This is a genomic window from Pseudomonas lactis, assembly GCF_001439845.1.
Classification (GTDB): domain Bacteria; phylum Pseudomonadota; class Gammaproteobacteria; order Pseudomonadales; family Pseudomonadaceae; genus Aquipseudomonas; species Aquipseudomonas lactis.
Window position 1 is genome coordinate 30,979 of the sequence record NZ_JYLO01000013.1, and the last position, 17,000, is coordinate 47,978.

At 61.6% G+C, this 17,000-nt stretch carries 12 protein-coding genes; 6 read left to right on the plus strand and 6 right to left on the minus strand.

What is annotated here, in order from left to right; genetic code table 11:
- The first annotated feature begins 827 nt into the window (after positions 1 to 827).
- The 6 genes from TX24_RS22465 to TX24_RS22490 are packed head-to-tail and all read left to right on the plus strand — an operon-like array spanning position 828 to position 7,950.
- The gene (locus tag TX24_RS22465; protein ID WP_034134465.1) at positions 828 to 3,221 is read left to right on the plus strand and encodes a TonB-dependent receptor plug domain-containing protein; all 2,394 of its coding nucleotides are present in this window, start codon (positions 828 to 830) and stop codon (positions 3,219 to 3,221) included.
- Between the two features lie 19 nt (positions 3,222 to 3,240).
- Positions 3,241 to 4,212, plus strand: a complete 972-nt coding sequence (locus TX24_RS22470) for an amino acid ABC transporter permease (protein ID WP_003192460.1) — start codon at positions 3,241 to 3,243, stop codon at positions 4,210 to 4,212.
- Positions 4,205 to 4,978, plus strand: a complete 774-nt coding sequence (locus tag TX24_RS22475; protein WP_003192459.1) for an amino acid ABC transporter ATP-binding protein — start codon at positions 4,205 to 4,207, stop codon at positions 4,976 to 4,978. Before TX24_RS22470 ends, TX24_RS22475 begins: the two co-directional genes overlap by 8 nt.
- Positions 4,979 to 4,996: 18 nt before the next feature.
- Entirely contained in the window at positions 4,997 to 5,920 is a 924-nt protein-coding gene (locus TX24_RS22480; RefSeq protein ID WP_003192458.1) for an ABC transporter substrate-binding protein, read from the plus strand.
- Positions 5,921 to 5,932: 12 nt separating this feature from the next.
- Positions 5,933 to 7,516: a flavin monoamine oxidase family protein gene (locus tag TX24_RS22485; protein WP_057711154.1), complete on the plus strand. Its 1,584-nt coding sequence runs from the start codon at positions 5,933 to 5,935 to the stop codon at positions 7,514 to 7,516.
- Between the two features lie 11 nt (positions 7,517 to 7,527).
- Positions 7,528 to 7,950: a RidA family protein gene (locus TX24_RS22490; protein ID WP_034134238.1), complete on the plus strand. Its 423-nt coding sequence runs from the start codon at positions 7,528 to 7,530 to the stop codon at positions 7,948 to 7,950.
- A gap of 42 nt (positions 7,951 to 7,992) precedes the next feature.
- Here TX24_RS22490 and TX24_RS22495 read toward each other — a convergent pair whose 3' ends face one another.
- The 6 genes from TX24_RS22495 to TX24_RS22520 all read right to left on the minus strand — a co-directional run bounded on the left by TX24_RS22495 (position 7,993) and on the right by TX24_RS22520 (position 16,945).
- Positions 7,993 to 8,829, minus strand: coding sequence for a 5'-nucleotidase, lipoprotein e(P4) family (locus TX24_RS22495; protein WP_003192452.1), 837 nt, complete (start codon positions 8,827 to 8,829; stop codon positions 7,993 to 7,995).
- 59 nt (positions 8,830 to 8,888) lie between these two features.
- The gene (locus TX24_RS22500) at positions 8,889 to 11,399 is read right to left on the minus strand and encodes a fimbria/pilus outer membrane usher protein (RefSeq protein ID WP_003192449.1); all 2,511 of its coding nucleotides are present in this window, start codon (positions 11,397 to 11,399) and stop codon (positions 8,889 to 8,891) included.
- An 85-nt stretch (positions 11,400 to 11,484) separates the two neighbouring features.
- Entirely contained in the window at positions 11,485 to 12,225 is a 741-nt protein-coding gene (locus tag TX24_RS22505) for a fimbrial biogenesis chaperone (RefSeq protein WP_003192448.1), read from the minus strand.
- A gap of 75 nt (positions 12,226 to 12,300) precedes the next feature.
- Positions 12,301 to 12,903, minus strand: a complete 603-nt coding sequence (locus TX24_RS22510) for a fimbrial protein (protein WP_057711155.1) — start codon at positions 12,901 to 12,903, stop codon at positions 12,301 to 12,303.
- 197 nt (positions 12,904 to 13,100) lie between these two features.
- Positions 13,101 to 13,748, minus strand: coding sequence for a response regulator (locus TX24_RS22515; RefSeq protein ID WP_032880328.1), 648 nt, complete (start codon positions 13,746 to 13,748; stop codon positions 13,101 to 13,103).
- A gap of 23 nt (positions 13,749 to 13,771) precedes the next feature.
- A complete protein-coding gene (locus tag TX24_RS22520; RefSeq protein ID WP_057711156.1) occupies positions 13,772 to 16,945 on the minus strand; it encodes a hybrid sensor histidine kinase/response regulator in 3,174 nt (1,057 codons plus the stop codon).
- Between the last annotated feature and the right edge of the window lie 55 nt (positions 16,946 to 17,000).

Below are 17,000 nucleotides of genomic sequence, written 5' to 3' on the forward strand. Positions count from 1 at the left end.
ACTCCGCAATCAAACTGTGGGCTTGCTCGCGAAGGCGGCCTAACAGGCGACGCAGTTATACCGGGTACATATCCATTCCTGCGGTAACGGCTACTTAGGGTTCCGCCCTGACGGCGGCTCACTTTGCAAAAGCGGCAAAGTAAGCAAAACGCTCTTGCCCCACCACTCGGCACCTCGCCTAGGCTCGGTGTGCCCGAACACAGTCTTGAATCCGTGTGCCGCCGCCACGCGCCATCCATGGCGCGGGGCGGCAAACCCGGCGTCCTGCCGGGTTACCCACGAATTCAAGCCTGCGTTCGGCCAGCGTGGTTTAACGGGGCGCCTGAGATCAAGATCACAAGCAGATCAAGATCAAGAGCGGCTCGCTTCGCATCGTAGTTACCGTTGCGATGGGGGCGTGTCGGTAAATGCATTTTGGCTGGCTCACTATCATCGGGAGCACGCCCCTCCCACATTTTGAGCGTTCTGCACGCTTAGATTAAAAATCATTTTTATGAATAATTATTTTTACAAATAATGAAAGTAGAGAATATTAGCTTATGCCCAAATAGCATTATATTTTTAAAATCCATTCCGTTATGTTTGATCCCAACAGCCTACCCCTGACCTCGGATGGTACCCAGCGTGATTCAGATTCTGCGCGCCTGACCGGGTAATCCTCCCGCCGCCGCAGAGTCGTTGGACGGGAGCTCAACGTATGTTGCCACTTCAACCCCCTCGCTTGTCCCACACCTAGCCCAAGCCGCATCGCCCCTTTGATTACCGGCCACACCGCGCCAGGCGCGTGTCTGCCCGACTTTGCGATTTGGAAAAAGCTGGGAATGGATATGAAGCACATTCTGCAACCTACTGCTGCCCTGACCCTGTCGCTGTTCGCCGCAGCTTCGCAGGCCCAGGATGACAGCACTTTGTCTACGGTCGTTGTGACCGGCAACCGTGGCGCCGAGCAGCGCACGGTTACTAGCAGCCCGGTGCCGATTGACGTGGTCAGCGCCCAGCAATTGCAAAACACCGGCAAGCCCGGGTTGATGGAGGCGTTGAGCGCGGTGATTCCGTCGCTGACCCTGCCGGAAAAAACCGGTTGGGACGCCAGCGGCATTGCCCGGGCACCGAACCTGCGGGGCTTGAGCGCCGCCGAAGTGTTGGTGCTGGTCAACGGCAAGCGCCGCCACACCAGCGCTACCCTGAATATCAACGGCATCAACACCGGCGCGGCGCCGGCTGATCTGGACCTGATCCCCATCAGCGCCATCGACCATGTCGAAGTGCTGCGCGATGGGGCGGCTGCCCAATACGGGTCTGACGCCATCGCAGGGGTGATCAACGTGATCCTCAAGGCCGACACCCGCGGTACCTCGGTGACCAACGCCGGCCTTGGCTACGACGGCAAGAAACAGACCGTGCAGCAAAGCCTCAACAAGGGCTTCGAAATCGGCAATGGCGGCATCGTGCAACTGGCCCTGGATGCGCGCAGCCAGAACGATGACAACAAGGCCAGCGCCAACGGCTACACCTATGAGCAAGCCTATGGCCTGGCGGGCAAGTCCACCTATGGCGGCTACGGCACGCCCAAGACCAACCTGCTGACCCTGGGCTATAACGCCGAGTTGCCGATCGACGACAGCCTCAGCCTCTACTCCTTTACCACCTACTCGCGACGCAAGGCCGAGCAGGGGCAGAACTTCCGCTTGCCGACCATCACCAACACCATCACCACCGGGCCCAATGGTTACCCGGCCGGGTACACTCCGACCTGGTACATCGACGAGGACGACTTCCAGGCGGCGTTCGGTGGCAAGGGCACTGTGGGCGAGTGGGACTGGGACTTGTCTACCACCTACGGGCGCAACGAAGCGGAGCAGGGCACCACCCACAACCAGAACCCTTCCCTGGGCCAAGCCACGCCGAACAGCTTCACCTCCGGCACCTGGATTTCCACCGAGCTGACCACCAACTTGGACTTCAAGCGTGGCTTCGACATCGGTCTGCAAAAGCCCTTGGACCTGTCCTACGGCTTCGAGCATCGGCGCGACACCTACGAGGTGCAAGCCGGCGATTACGCGTCCTATGCCAATGGCGGTTACTGCGTGGCGCCGGGTAACTGCGCATCGTCCGGGGCGCAGGTCACCAATGGTATTTCACCGGACGAAGAAAGCAGCGCCTCGCGCAACAGCCTGGCCGGTTATGTGGACGTGGGTTTCAACCCCTTGCCTAACTGGTACGTCGGCACGGCGGTGCGTTATGAGCATTACAACGAGGGCGTGGGCGCTACCCGCAGCGGCAAGCTGACCACCCGCTACGACTTCACCCCGCAGTTCGCGGTGCGCGCCACGGTGAGCAATGGCTTTCGTGCGCCGTCCCTGGCCAACAGCCTGTTCAGTGCGCGCTCCACCACCTATGGCGTCGTCGATGGGGTGTATCAGTCGATCAACTATGGCGTGCTCCCCGTGGGTTCGGCGGCGGCCCAGGCACTAGGCGCGCAGGAGCTCAAGCCCGAGCGTTCTACCAACTTCAGCCTCGGTTTCACGCTCACACCCACCGACCGCCTGAGCTTCACCGCCGATGCCTACGTGATCAACCTGCGTGACCGCATCACCCTAACCGGCACCTTACTGGGCCCTGAGGTCACCCAGGTATTGCAGAACAACGGTATCAACTCCACCTCTGGCGGCCAGTACTTTATCAACGGAGCCGACACTCGCACCAAAGGCCTGGACCTGGTCAGCAGCTATAACCAGGACCTGGGCGCGTTCGGCGCGCTGAAGTGGACCGCCGCGTTCAACTGGAACCAGACCAAAATCCTCAACTACAAGGAATCTACCGACATCCTCGGTACCTCCTACGACCTGATGGACCGCCAGGCGCGCAACCTGATCACCGGCGTGCAACCCAACACCAAGCTGATCCTGGGCGGTGACTGGCGCATCGAGCGCTTCAATCTCAACCTGGCCCTGACCCGCTACGGCTCGTACAAGGAAGTGAACTCATCGGCCAATCGTGATCTGGACCGGGTCTACAACGCCCGCTGGATCACCGACCTCGACCTTGGCTACAGCCTCACCAAAGACCTGAACATCGCCATCGGCGCCAAGAACCTGTTCGACCTCTATCCCAAGAAACAAGGGGTGCCGAGCAGCACCATGGTTGCCAGCTACGGCACCTATTCGCCCTACGGTTTTACCGGCGGGTATTACTACACCCGGCTGACTTACGCCTTCTGAGGCCTGCGAGGAAAAGAACATGCCCATTGTTGCCAAACCCTACGACCTGCTGGATGAAGTCAGCGCCCAACCGCTGCGCCAGCGCCGTGCGGCCACGCCCATCAAGGCGTTGCGCGTGGTGCCGGCCCGACACCCCTGGCGCTGGGCCGGGTCGATTTTCGCCGCGCTGGTGTTGCTCGCCATCGTGCACTCCCTGGCCAGCAACCCGCGTTGGGAATGGGGGGTGTTCGGCCAGTGGTTCTTCTCGCCCTCGGTGCTGCGCGGCTTGGGCCAGACGTTGCTGCTGACGCTGCTGAGCACAGTGTTCAGCATCCTGCTGGGCACCGCGCTGGCCCTGGCGCGGCTGTCGGGTTCGCCGTTGCTGGCGGCGTTGGCCTGGGGCTATATCTGGTTCTTCCGCTCGATGCCGGCCCTGCTGGTGCTGATCATCCTCTACAACTTTGCCTACCTGTACGACCACATCGTGCTAGGCGTGCCGTTCACCGACCTGGTGTTCGCCGAGTGGTCGACCGTGGATGTGCTCAGCCAATTTACCGTGGCCGTCCTGGGCTTGAGCCTGATGCAGGCGGCCTACGCGGCGGAGATCATTCGCGGTGGGCTGATCGGTGTAGATGCCGGCCAGCATGAAGCGGCGGCGGCCTTGGGGTTGCCGGCCTCTCGACGCATCTTCCGGATCATTTTGCCCCAGGCGCTGCGCTCGATCTTGCCGTCGGGGTTCAACGAAATCATCGGCCTGGTCAAGGGCACCTCGATTGTCTACGTGCTGGCCTTGCCCGAGCTGTTCTACACCGTGCAGGTCATCTACAACCGCACCCAGGCGGTGATCCCGTTGCTCATCGTCGCCACGGTCTGGTACCTGATCATCACCACCGCGCTCACCAGCGCCCAGTACTACGTCGAGCGCCACTTCGCCCGGGGCACCGCGCGGGTGCTGCCACCCACGCCGCTGCAGCGCGTGCGCCGCTGGTTCAAGGAGAAGGCCCATGCCTGAAGCACGCGCCGGGCGCATTCAAATCCAGGGCGTGGGCAAGCGCTTTGGCAACCAGCAGGTACTCGATCACATCGACCTGAGCATTGACCCTGGCAAGGTCACGGTGATCCTCGGGCCGTCCGGCTCGGGCAAGTCCACCTTGCTGCGCACCATCAACCACTTGGAGAAGATCGACAGCGGGCATATCACCATCGACGGTGAATACGTCGGTTATCGGCGCAAAGGCGACCTGCTGTTTGAACTCACCGAACGCGAGATCCTCAAGCGCCGCATCGACGTGGGCTTCGTGTTCCAGAACTTCAACCTGTTTCCCCACCTCACCGCCTGGGAAAACATCGCCGAAGCGCCCCTGGCGCACAAGCGCTGGAGCCGGGTGCAGGCCCGTGACAAGGCCGATGAATTACTCGCCAAGGTCGGCCTGGCGGATAAGGCCGACGCCTACCCGCGCCAGCTCTCCGGCGGCCAACAGCAACGCGTCGCCATCGCCCGGGCCTTGGCGCTCGACCCCAAAGTGCTGCTGTTCGACGAGCCCACCTCAGCCCTCGACCCGGAACTGGTGGGCGAGGTGCTGGACGTGATCAAGGGCTTGACTCAACTGGGCGTGACCCTGGTGATCGTCACCCATGAGATCGGCTTTGCCCGCGAAGTGGCCGACCACGTGGTGTTCCTCTGCGACGGTCAACTGATCGAAGAAGGCCCGCCTGAACAGATTTTTCGCCAACCCCGACATCCCCGCACCCAGGCCTTTCTCGGCAAAGTGCTTTAGTTCAAGGAGTGACTGCCCATGTTTATCACTACTGCCCGTGTCGCCCTGTTGGCAATTGCCGGGGCCACGGCCCACAGCGCATTCGCCGTGCAACCGGTGGACCTCAGCCCCGACCGCCCGCGCATCCATGCGCCACGCAATGACGCGGCCATCGCGCAGATCCCGCCAGGCTTCAAGTTCGCCCAGCCGGGCAAGTTCACCGTGGCCGTCTCCGGCGTAGCCGGGCCACCGCTGGCACTGCTGGCCAGTGACGACAAGACCACCATCGGCAGCGAGGCCGACACCGCCCAATTGGTGGCCGACAGCCTTGGCCTGCAACTCAACGTGGTGCAAACCAGTTGGGAAGACTGGCCCCTGGGCGTCAGCTCGGGCAAATACGACGCGGTGATCAGCAACGTCACCGTGACCGAGGCGCGCAAAAAGCGCTTCGACTTCGCCACTTACCGCCAGGATGTGCTCGGGTTTTACGTCAAGAGCACCAGCAAGATCAACGAGATCAAGCAGGCGGCGGACATTGCCGGGCTGAAGATCATTGTCGGCTCCGGCACCAACCAGGAAAAAGTCCTGCTGGCCTGGAACGAGGCCAATGAGAAAGCCGGCCTCAAACCTGCGTTGTTGCAGTACTTCGACGACCAGGCCGCCGCACAACTGGCGGTGCAGTCGGGGCGCAGTGACGCACTGTTCGGGCCGAACTCGGTGTACGCCTATTCGGCGGCGATCACCGGCGGCATCAAGCGCGTCGGCACCGTCAACGGTGGCTGGCCGTTGCAGGCGGATATCGCGGTGACCACGCGCAAGGACAACGGCCTGGTCAAACCGATTCACACTGCCCTGCAAGGTGCGATTGCCGGGGGGCAATATGCGCAGGTGCTGCAACGTTGGGGCCTGGATGTGGAACGGGTCGACCAGTCGCTGATCAACCCGCCTGGGCTGGCGGATTAAGGAGGCACAGACATGGGACTGACACGACGTGAAGCGCTGTCGAGTATCGCAGCGGTGGGCGGTGAGAAAGCGGTCAAGGATGCACTGGCAGTGTTGGGCCTGGGCCCATCGTCACACCGTCGACCGCAACCACTGAAACTCAAGGACGGCCTGGGGCAGGGCACCCGTGTACTGGTGCTGGGCGCCGGGATTGCTGGGTTGGTCACTGCGCTGGAGTTGACGCGCGCGGGCTTCAGCGTGCAGGTGCTGGAGGCCCGCGAGCGCGTGGGTGGCCGCACCTGGACTCTGCGTAACGGCGACCGCGTGGACTATAAGGACGGTCGCTCGCAGACGGTGGGGTTTGACCCTGGCCAGTATTTCAACGCCGGGCCGGCGCGCATTCCCAGCCAGCACCGCACGATCCTCGACTATTGCAGTGAACTGGGCGTGCCGTTGGAAGTGCTGGTCAACAGCAGCCATGGCGCCCAGGTGCGACCGGACCTGAGCCAGGCAGCGTTTAGCGTCGGCCAGGCGCTCAACGATACCCGCGGGCATCTGTCGGGGTTGCTGGCCAAGGCGGTGCAACGCGACGCTCTCGATGATGTATTAAGTGGCGAAGAGCGCACACGTCTGCTCGGTTTTTTGCAGGTGTACGGTGACCTGTCCCAAGAGCTGGCTTTTGAAGGCACCCTACGCTCCGGGCACCTTGAATCTGCCGCCCACCCTGGCGCCTTGCCCGCCCGCCATATACCGCTGGGGTTGGACCGCTTGCTGCACCCGGAACTCTGGGGCGCTCTGTTACACACCGAATTCCCGGAATTCTCGGCCACCATGTTCCAGCCGGTGGGCGGCATGGACCGCATCACCGAGGCCTTCTACCGACGCGTGCAGGAGCAGGTGCAACTGGGCGCCCAGGTGCGGCAGATCCGCCAGTTGGAGGACGGCGTGGCGGTGACCTACCACGACCAGCACAGTGGCCGTGAACAGGTGGTGCGTGCCGACTTTTTAATCTCCACCTTGCCGCTGCCCCTGCTGGCCAAGCTCGATACGGACTTCAGCGCACCGGTCAAGGCGGCCCTGCTCAGCACTCGCAGCGACCAGGCGACCAAGGTGGCCTGGCAATCGCCGCGCTTTTGGGAGACCGACTACCGCACCTATGGCGGCCTGTCGTGGATCGAACACCCGGCGCGCCTGCTGTGGTACCCCAGCAACGACCTCAACACCCGCGAAGGCGTGCTGGTGGCCGGTTACGTGACGGGCGAGGGCGCCGACGTGTTTGGCGCCCAACCGCTCGATCAGCAGTACGCCGCCTCCCGACACGCCGTGGAGCTGTTGCATCCAGGTTATGCCAGGCATTTGCGCAGTCCACTGGCGGTGTCCTGGGAGCAGATCCCCTACAGCGAAGGCCCGTGGTTGCAACGCGAACATTTCCCAGCCCAGGCCCACGCCTTGCTTGAACAGCTCCATGGCCGCGTGTATTTCGCCGGCGACGGCCTGGTGCAAAGCGGCGTGGGCATCTGGCAGGAATCGGCAGCCAACTCGGCGCGCCATGTGGTCGCGCAACTGGCCGAGCGCATCACCCAACAACACCAACTCGCGGCGTTGGCCGCATCCTGAGGAGCCACACCATGAGCGACAGCATCCAACGCACCAGCGTCGGCGAATTCCCCATCTCGCAAACCGTCACCGTGCCGGCCTCAGCCAGCCTGGTATTTGTCAGCGGCACGCTGCCGGACCCCGCCGACCCGAGGGTGCCTGGGGTGTATGGCGACACCGAGGTGCAGAGCGTTTCAGTGTTCAACAAACTGCGCCAGATCCTGCGCCAACACGACCTGGACTTGGGCGACATCGTGCAGTTACGGGTGTTTCTGGTCGGCGCCGAAGAGACCGGTGGCAAGCTGGATTTTGCCGGGTTGCAGCGCGGCTATACCCAGTTCTTTGGCACACCCGAACAGCCGAACAAACCGGCGCGCACCGCATTGCAAGTAGTGGCGTTGCCGTTGCCGGGGGCGTTGGTGGAGGTGGAGGCAATTGCGGCCAGGGCGGTGTAAGTACGCTCCGCGTGGGAACGATCATCATGGCAGAGCTTCACCCTATTGCTGCAACAGCAATGCCCGCTGCTTGAGCCTGCGTTTCTGCGCAAACGGCAAGCTCTCATCATCCCCATACGGCGCGCTATACCAGTTGCCGTAGCTCGGGTTGGGCAGCAGGAACCAACGCTGGCCTAGCCAATTCACATAGGGTTCGACGGCCTTGCGTTGTGCATCCAGGGTGTTGTGTTCGGCTTGCACGAAATCTCCCAGCGAGTCACCGGCCATCAACAACACGCGGGCTTGGCTGGCGACCCACTGGCGACGGCAATTCTTGCCATAGCCTGCGCTTTCGCAGTGGCCGGTAGGCGTGCTGGCCGCCAGGATCTGTGCGTCGCTCTCTATCGGAAAGCCGCGCAAACGCAGGTTTTCAGCGGTGGCCGCGACCTGGCTGTGTTCACGGTTGGTGAGGTAATACACCTTGATCCCTTTTTGCCTGGCCGCTTGCAGGAACGCCACGGAACCCGGCAGCGCCTGAGCCTTGGCCTGCTCGACCCAGGTATTCCAGCGATCGTAGGAATAGACCTGATTGTTGATGATGTCGCGAGCGTTGAGCGGCACGTTGTCCAACAGGGTCTCGTCGATATCCACGATCACCGCCGGCGGCAGACCGGTCAGCTTGCGCGCAGGCAAAGGCAGTGCGTCCCAGTTGGGGTCGGCCAGCGCTATATCGAGTTGGCGGGTAGCGTTGGCGAAGAGCTGGCGGTAGATCAGCTCGTGTTCGATGGACGTCTGGGTCCAGAGCACTGCATCGAGTTGGTCGTTGGCCGGGGGTGTTTGCTGGCAGCCTGCCAGGGCGGTGGTCAACAGGCAGGCACTGGCAAGGAATAGGTTACGCATGGGCAAATCTCGCAGAGGGTAGGCGCGTGGCCAGCACAGTAGCGCAATCACCCGCACAATCAAGGCGTACACACCAGTGCCTGGCGCTCGTAGTTCAGCGCCTTGTTCTGCGGTGGCAATGTATAGGCGGCACGACAATGCTGCTCACCCCACTTGATGATCAGCGTGCCCTGATCCTCTTCCACCAGCGCCAGGGCATTACCATTGGGATCTGCAATCGCCAACTGCTTGCCATTGGCGTCTTCCAGTGAGGCACCAAACGACAGCGGTTGATGCTGTGCATCAAACAACTCAAACAACACCCGCCGTCCGGTAGTGCCACTGTAATGCGCCACCACGATGGCGCCGCGGCGCGGCACCAGTTGCTGGGTGGCGTTGGTGATTTCCACGTCGCCACCCAGATCGCGAGTGTCCAGGCTGATCCAGTTGACCCGGTAGGGTTGCGCAGTGGGCACCACCGCATAGCCGTTGTAACCGGTTTCCACCCCGCTGTAGCTGCTGATCTTGGCCCCAGAGACGCCTGGTATTTCGGCCAGGGCGAAGGTCTCGCTGACCGTCTGCCCCAGGTTGACGCCACCCGCATGAGCCACCACGGAGCCTGCGAGGTTGAAGTTTTGTGAGTTGTAGCCCTGGCCCTGGCTGTAACCGAGGCTGACGTCTGCCACGGCGGTGCGACTGTTGATGTTCACCGAGCCTGAGTCGCCGCTGGTGTCACTGTGGCCGGCCTGCACCGAATAGAAAGTGTCGCTGGTGTCGGCCACGTAGCCATTGATGCCCGCTTGGGTGGTGGTGTCACCGCGTTGGTGGCTGGTGGTGACAAACGCCCGTGGCGCGCGGGCCTGACTGCCCAGCGGGAAAGACACCGACAGGTTCACCTGCGTGTCGCTGCTCGGCTCGCCCCAGGTAACGATCTGCTTGGTGCGCGTCACGCCAAGGTTGTAGCTCAGATCGCCCCAATTGCCGGTGTAGCCCGCGGAAAAGCTCTGGGAACCGCCGCGATTCCAGTAGCGTTGGTCGCTGGCGTTCACATACAGGCTGCCAAATTCGCTGTTGCGCCCGAGGCTCTGGTTGATGGTCAGGTCGGTGCGGGTTTTCGAGTGACCGGTGCGTACGCGCAGGTCTTCGCTGCTGTCTTCCACATGGTCGGTGAGGGTGCGATAGCCCTCGGTAGAGTAACGGTAGGCGGCCAGGGTGAAGTTGGTATCGGTGCCGGCAAAGGTCTTGGCGTACAAGGCGCGCACGCTGCTGCCCTGGGACGTACGCCCCTGAGCCTTGCTGGACGAGTGGGTGGTATCCAGGGAGAACGCACCGAAGGCAGTGTTCCTGCCGGCGCCGATCGACAGCGCGCTGTAGTCCTCACTGGCTTGCACACCGACAATCCCACTGAGGTTGCTGGTCAAGCCATAGGCCAGCGTACCGCTGAGAAAGCGCGGGGAGGCCAGGCCATCGGCATTGCTTTTGAACGTGCCCGCCGAGACGCTGTATTTCACCTGGCCTTCGCGCACCATGATCGGCAGGCTGGAGAACGCCTGCATCGTCACCCGCCGCGTACCGTCGGCTTCGATCACGGTGATTTGCAGGTCACCGTTGGAGCCGCTGGGGTAGATATCGTTGATCTCGAATGGCCCCGGCGCGACGTTGGCGGTATAGAGGATGTAGTCGTTCTGGCGGATTTCCACCGTCGCGTTGGTCTGCGCCACTCCACGGATTACGGGTGCATAGCCGCGCTCGCTGTCGGCGCGCATGCCATCATCCGAGGCGAGCTTGACCCCGCGATAGCGCACGCTGTCGAACAGGTCGGTGTCGGAGAAAATCTCACCGGCGCTGAACTGGCCCTTGATCGCGGTGACGTCATGCTGCAAGTAAGTGCGGTTGCTGGTAAAGGTGTTCGAGCGATCGGTGCCGCCGCTCAGGTTCGACTCGTTGCGCAGGCGCCAGGCCCCCAGGTTGATGCCGTTGCGCAGGCCCAGGTTATTGGCGATGCGGGTCTTGTAGTCGCCGGCGGTGCGGCTGCTGTTGAGCTGGTAGTTGATGAAGGCGGCGGACACACCGTCGTCCCACAACTGTGGGTCGACATACCCGCGCAGGCCGCGCTGCATCGCTACCTGCGGAATACTCGCGAGCAGGCGCAGACGGCTGCTGTCGTAGCGCACGCTGGCGTCTTCGATCATGTCGGCAAGGGCGTAGCAGTCCTGCGGCTGCTGCGGGTCAAGTTTGCCCTCGGCCTGCAATCGGTGCAGGTCGATACCCAGTTGCTTGAGCAGGTCGAGGGTCAGGCAGGCTTCGACGCGGCCGTTTTTAGGGTTGCGCTTGAAGTCGATATCACGCCGGCCCACCAGCACTTCGTTGCTGTACAAATCGACGCGGTAATTGCCCGGCAGCACGCTGTTGGCCGAGAGCAATTGCTGCAGGTCCACCGGCGACTGCGAGCCTTGCAGGAAGGTGGTGTTGAAGGTTTGCGCAGCGTCATCGGCCATGGCCAGGCTGGGCAAGCTGGCAGTAATCGCCAGCGACAGCGTCTTCAACTTCAGTACGCCACGTGCGGGCCTGTTGCTGGAAAGAAAAGACATGCGAAGACCTATGACATCCCTGATTGACGGACAGCCGGGCACGCAAACACGCACGCGAAGTGAGCCTGTGGGTTAGCGAAAGTGCTTAGGGGTTGAGGCGCGATTCAGTCGCATGCGCCGGTAGCGCAGTGCCGCTGGTCAGCGGCGCGCTGTAGTGATTCTGCGCGCCGTAGTCATTGATGCTGGAAAACGACAACTGCACCGGCCCACTGGCAACTGGAGCACTGAGCGCAAACTGTTTTTGCTCGCCGGGCGCAATCATGGTGGAGTCGCTGGCCAAGACCGCCTGCACTTTGATGTCGGCCATGGACACGTGGTACAACGTCGGGTTTTTCACCTGCAACAGGGTTTGGCTGCCGTGTTTGGCCAGCGTCCATTCAAGCTGCGCAGGGGCTTGCAGCGCGCTGCCGGTAAGACCGGCAGGGCGGTAGAAAATCTTGATGCGTTGGCGGATGGCCAACTGCAAGGTGTTCTCGGCCTCGCTGGCCTTGGGGATTTCCTGCACATTGAGCCACACCACCGACTCGCGGTCCGTGGGCATGCCGGTGCCTTCATACAGAATGCGCAGCAGTTGTTGTTCCTTGGCGAATACCCGTGCCAGTGGCGGGGTGACGGCAAACGGCGCGCGGCTGGCGCTTGCGTCGTTCATGTCGACCCAGGATTGAATCAATACATCCTGGTTACCATTACGCACGGTAATGTTGGCTTCCTTGTGGTCACCGTCAAACACGATACGGGTGGCATTCAATGAAATGCTGGCGGCGGCCTGGGTAGCCATGAGCAAGCCCAGCAGCCCCAGACATGCGGCGATAGAACGAGGCGGCATGACGGTTATCCGGTGTAATCAGAAGACAATGGCGAGGCCGCAAGGCCTCGCGCGTTCGGTGCCCGGGGCGCCGAATTATTCGTATTGCAGGATGAACGGCAGGGTGGCGTCACCGCGACCGGCGGTCGACGAACCCGCCGCTGCGGTAGTGACGTAGGCGGCCGCGAAGCTCAGGGTGGCGTCGCCGCCTTCAGTGCCAGCACCGTGCATGGTGCTTTCAATACGTGCGGTGCTTGGCGAGCTGAGGTCAATCAGACCGCCCTTGCTGTCGAGCAGGGCAATACCGACGTTTTGTGCAGTGGCCGAACCCGGGTTCAGGGCCAGTACTTTTTTGCCGGTGACCAGGCCCGAACCGCCGTTGTTGGCGTCAAAGATCATGGCGACCTTGGTGCCCTGGTTGCAGTTGACGTTCAGGTTGAAGTCTTTGGCGGTCACACGACCTGCGGTTGGGTTTTCCGCGGTGCCCATGTCCTTGATCGAAACGTTGCCCATGTCCACCGAAATGGTGCGGTCGGAGTTGGCGCCGTCCACCGAGCACGCGTCGTTGTTGATCACGCCGGTGAAGGTGATTTTGCCGCTGCCGCCCAGGGTTGGCGTAGGAGCAGGATCCACGGCAAATGCACTGCCGGAAGCGGCGATAATGGCCGAGGCGATCACAGCCAGGGAAAAATTCTTCATGATGATGTCCGTAAGTGTTAGTTGAAAAGTTTGCTGTTGTTGAACTGCGAGCAAAGAGTAGGCGACGAGGCGGCGGGAGCGAATAAGACGATTCTTATAAGCGCTGGGGTGGGCAGGTTATTTGTGCTGTTGCAGCGGTGAAAGGCTTGAAAATAAAGGGCAAAGCCATTGTCCAGGAATGGCTTGCAAGTTATGCGTTAGTTGAAGATGTTACGTTCCAGGCAATAAGCAAGTAGGTCCTGGTCGCTGCTGACTTCAAGTTTGCGCATGGCCGATATCTTTTGTGCGCTGATGGTCTTTGAACTTCGGTTCTGGCGGCGCGCAATGTCACTCACGCTCATGCCGGAAATAAACAGGCGCAGGATCTCGAACTCTTTGGGCGACAAACTGGTAAAGCGCTCGTCAATTGCCGTGAGGGTCTCTATTACCGAGGTCTTTGGCGGCTCCAGGCTGCGATAGTCGCTGTCCTGGGCGATCGCCTTGAGTGCCAGTTGAATCTCGGTATGCAACTGGCTTTTCTGGATGATGCCGACCACGCCCAGCTCTTGCAGGCGGGTGAGGATCAGGTGGTTGGAGATCATGGTCAGGATCAGGATCTGTACCTGCGGGAAGTGTCGTTTCAGGTACTCCACCAGCTTCAGGCCATCGCCATAAGGCGAGTCGCCTGGCATGTTGTAGTCAGTAATCACGATGTCAGCGCCTTGATGCTGCAACAGCTCGATCAGGCCGGCCGAACACACGGCCTCGCCGACGACTTGAAAACGCATGTCACGCTCTACCAGTTCGCGAACGCCAAGCAACACGATCGGGTGATCGTCCGCGATTACCACGTTGAATTTTTTCATAAAGGGCCGTCCGTAGTGCCAGTTCAAGTGAGTGAAGAGTGCCCGGGCTGGAGAGTCTCCAGAACGGCCGACAGACGCTGCATCACAGTCTTCACCTTGAGCTCAAGCGTTGTGTCGAGGCTGCCGCGGTTAAGTGCGCTTTCCAGTTCGATGCAGGCCTGGGCCAGGCTGAGCCCCTGCACTGCGCCCAGGGCCCCAGCGATCGAGTGCAGCAATTGGCCGAGGCCGCGGGCATCACGCTGGACCAGTGCCACGCCGATGCGCTGCACATCCTGCTTCACGCTGCTGATGAACAGCGGGCGCATCTTGTCCGACAGTTGCACGCGGTCGTCGAATACCTGGGCGTCAGGCTCAACCGGCGAGTTGATCTTGCACAGTTTGATCAACTGGTCGCGCAGGGTCTGCAGGCTCAAGGGCTTGACGATCCAGGCGTTCATGCCCACTGCCAGGCAACGTACGCCTTCCTCGCGCATTGCATTGGCGGTCACGCCGACAATCGGCAACTGTGGATCATGCTCACGCAAGGTCCTGGCCAGTTCATAGCCATTCATCAACGGCATATTCACGTCGGTCAGCACCAGGTCGAAGGCCTCCGGTTGCCATAACTGCAACGCCTGTTCACCGTTGGCAGCCAGGCTCACCGAGCAACCGAGCGCCTCCAGTTGCTCCTTGATGATCGCCTGGTTGACCGGGTTGTCCTCGGCCACCAGGATGCGCAGCTCCAGCCGCCCGGCGCTTTGTGGCCGGGTCGCCGTGGGTTGCTCGTGCCTGCCGTGCTGCGCCAGTGATACGGTGGCGGCGATGGTGCGTATGTCGTGCATATCCACCACCCAGCCTTGCGCCGTGTGCAACGGCGGGCTGTGCGCACCGGGCAGGCAGAGCACACGTTGGCCGGCCCATGGCTTGGGGGGCTCGCCAGGTAACAGATCTACCAGTACCGCGTGGTGACTGTCTTTGTCCTGGGGGGGCGCGGCCCGGGCGGCGGTGATGCCCAAGCGGTTGAGCCAGTCACTCATTGCCTGCGCCAGTTCGCGTACCGGTGCCTGCACGTACACCGGCGTTGGGCTGGGTTCGATCAGCGGCAGGTTGGTCAGTGCGCCACAACACAGTGGCAAGCGCATTTTCAGGGTAAAGCTGCTGCCCAGTCCGGGCTCGCTGACCACGCGGATTTCGCCGTCCATCATCTGCGCCAGCCAACGGCAGATCGGCAGGCCCAGCCCGGTGCCGCCTTCGCTGGCGGTGTCCGGTGCCTGGTAGAACAGATCGAAGAGCTTGGCCTGCTGCGCCTCGGCAATGCCCACGCCGGAATCGGTGACTTGCCATTCCAGGTCGACATTATTGGCGTCGCTGCCCACCACCCTGGCACGAATCACCACGCACCCAAAGTCGGTGAACTTGATGGCGTTGCTCACCAGGTTATTGAGGACCTGGCGGATGCGCATCGGGTCGCCCATCAGGCAGTTCGGCAACTGCGGGTCGATGCAACTGTAAAGCTGCAACCCCTTGCGCCGGGCGAAGGCGGCGTAGGTGTGCAAGGTATCTTCGAGCATGTCCAGCGGACAGAAATCCACGGCTTCTATCGCCATTTGCCCGGACTCGATCTTCGAGACATCCAACACATCACTGATCAGTTGGAACAGTGTGGCGGACGAACGCTGGATGGTGTGCAGGTAGGTTTTCTGGTGCGGGTCGAGGTCGGTCAGGCCGAGCAATTCGAGGGTGCCGAGCACGCCATACAGCGGCGTGCGGATCTCATGGCTCATGGTTGCCAGGAACAGCGTCTTGGCCTCGCTGGCCGCATCGGCGGCATGACGTGCCTCTTCCAGGGCCTGGGCGTCTTCGATGTGCCGGGTGATATCGTTGAATGCATACAGGCGTACGTCTTGAGCCTGATAACGGGTCGACACAAAGCCGATCTGCAGGTGCCGGCCCTCGATCTCCAAGTGCGTCTCACCGCTCTCGGCGCCATCGTGCTTACCGGCCATGGCCTGCACCAGGCGTGAGGTGCCCGGCCATTGCTGGGCGCGCTGGTTTTCGATCAATACCTTGCCATCGCTGCGTCGCACCACGCATAACCCAGTAGGTGCGGTGTCGATGATCACGCGGCTGAACGCCACGCTTTCGGCGATGCGTTCGTGGGCCAGTTGTGCTGGGGTGATCACCTGGCGTCGATACCATCGGCTGCCAGCCCAACCCAGTGTAATCAGGCTGAACAGCAGCAACGCCATGGTGCTCAACGGCCACAATGCGGAGTGAAAGAAGTGCGAGTAGTTCAGGCCATAGACCGCGCTCCAGGGCTGGTCGCCGGCCTCGGTGACCTTGAATTCAAAGCCGTCGGCCGTGAAATGCACACCATCGCTGAGCTGCGCCTGGGTGGTTGGCCCAATCAACCGGTTGCCGTCAGGGCCAATCAGGGTAAAGCGATCAAACGCCGAGTGATTCAGCGCGCGCTGTACATCGTCGACCTGCGACACGTCGAGCAGGGTGCCGATCACAGCCTGGCCCTGGGCGTCGAGTGGCAGGCCGATGTAGGCCAGTAAATGCTCGGGTTCGGGGCCGGCCTGCCAATACACCCGATTCTGCTCCAGTGGCTGCGGCGCCTGTGCAAGGATTTGCTGCACGGCGTTGACCCGGGCCACCGGGTTGTCGGTATCCTCGGGGTTTTCCCGGTGCTGATAGCCCACGGACGGAATGGTGATGGCGTAGTCGGCCTGGCGATTGAGCACAAAGGTTTGCGGCGCCTCGTACGGCGACGAGGACCAGAAGGCGCTGTAGTAGCTGGTCAAGTGCGCACCCAGGGCAAAAATCGGCGGCCTGGCGGCGGTGCTGATCTGCTGTTCATCGAACTTGACGCTGAATGGCACCGAAAACGAATACTTCTGGCCTTCGTACAGTGTGCGGCGGTTGTCGACCATGCGGCTTTTAAGGCTGACCTGCACGTGGGTGGCGCGCAGCAGTTCGGCCTGGATGCCGGGGTGTGTCAGGCTCTTGAGGTAGGTTTGCTGTTCTGCGAGGTTTTCCATCAGCCGCGCAAAGTGAAAGCGCATTGCGCTGTAGCGCACTTCGACGCCTCGGTGCAGAGACCAGTAATTGGTCAGCATCAGCAGCAACGCGATTCCCATCAACACCATCAAGCCTTTGTTCAGACGCAATGAGCTGCGGGTAAAGGCTTCGAGAATCGCGTTATTGTGCTTCATCAGGGGTTTCCGCAGGCGCAGGATAAATCGGCACTGGATGGAGCTTACTCCTTAT

Coding starts and splice junctions, on each gene's coding strand:
- TX24_RS22490 (WP_034134238.1), top strand. CDS start 7,528: ATGAGCGACAGCATCCAACGCACCAGCGTCGGCGAATTCCCCATCTCG.
- TX24_RS22480 (WP_003192458.1), top strand. CDS start 4,997: ATGTTTATCACTACTGCCCGTGTCGCCCTGTTGGCAATTGCCGGGGCC.
- TX24_RS22520 (WP_057711156.1), bottom strand. CDS start 16,945: ATGAAGCACAATAACGCGATTCTCGAAGCCTTTACCCGCAGCTCATTG.
- TX24_RS22465 (WP_034134465.1), top strand. CDS start 828: ATGAAGCACATTCTGCAACCTACTGCTGCCCTGACCCTGTCGCTGTTC.
- TX24_RS22470 (WP_003192460.1), top strand. CDS start 3,241: ATGCCCATTGTTGCCAAACCCTACGACCTGCTGGATGAAGTCAGCGCC.
- TX24_RS22505 (WP_003192448.1), bottom strand. CDS start 12,225: ATGCCGCCTCGTTCTATCGCCGCATGTCTGGGGCTGCTGGGCTTGCTC.
- TX24_RS22495 (WP_003192452.1), bottom strand. CDS start 8,829: ATGCGTAACCTATTCCTTGCCAGTGCCTGCCTGTTGACCACCGCCCTG.
- TX24_RS22500 (WP_003192449.1), bottom strand. CDS start 11,399: ATGTCTTTTCTTTCCAGCAACAGGCCCGCACGTGGCGTACTGAAGTTG.
- TX24_RS22485 (WP_057711154.1), top strand. CDS start 5,933: ATGGGACTGACACGACGTGAAGCGCTGTCGAGTATCGCAGCGGTGGGC.
- TX24_RS22510 (WP_057711155.1), bottom strand. CDS start 12,903: ATGAAGAATTTTTCCCTGGCTGTGATCGCCTCGGCCATTATCGCCGCT.
- TX24_RS22515 (WP_032880328.1), bottom strand. CDS start 13,748: ATGAAAAAATTCAACGTGGTAATCGCGGACGATCACCCGATCGTGTTG.
- TX24_RS22475 (WP_003192459.1), top strand. CDS start 4,205: ATGCCTGAAGCACGCGCCGGGCGCATTCAAATCCAGGGCGTGGGCAAG.